Annotated in this window: 1 protein-coding gene; it reads right to left on the bottom strand. The window is 72.6% G+C overall.

Translation table 11 applies throughout. The annotated features are described in order from the left end of the window. A partial coding sequence (locus GT354_RS52490) for a hypothetical protein (RefSeq protein ID WP_202511606.1) occupies positions 1–223 on the bottom strand: 223 nt, incomplete at both ends.

Genomic DNA, 223 nt, shown 5'->3' with positions numbered 1-223 from the left:
GACTGAGCATCGACTCCACCGTCTTGACGGACACGAACAACTGCCCGGCGGCCTCCTGGTTCGACGCGCCCTGGGCGACGATCGCGGCCAACCGGCCCTCGGCCTCGGTGAGATCGCCCGCGACCGAGCCCCGAGCCGGACGCTCCAGCCGGCCCAGGAGGTCGCGGCAGATCTCCTGCCACGGCGCGGCCCGAGCGTCCTCGAAGACCTTCTCGGCCTGCCG

This window comes from Streptomyces sp. SID3343, from assembly GCF_009865215.1.
Taxonomy (GTDB): domain Bacteria; phylum Actinomycetota; class Actinomycetes; order Streptomycetales; family Streptomycetaceae; genus Embleya.
The sequence above is the reverse complement of the archived record's forward strand: the minus strand, read 5'-3'. Positions and strand labels throughout refer to the sequence as shown.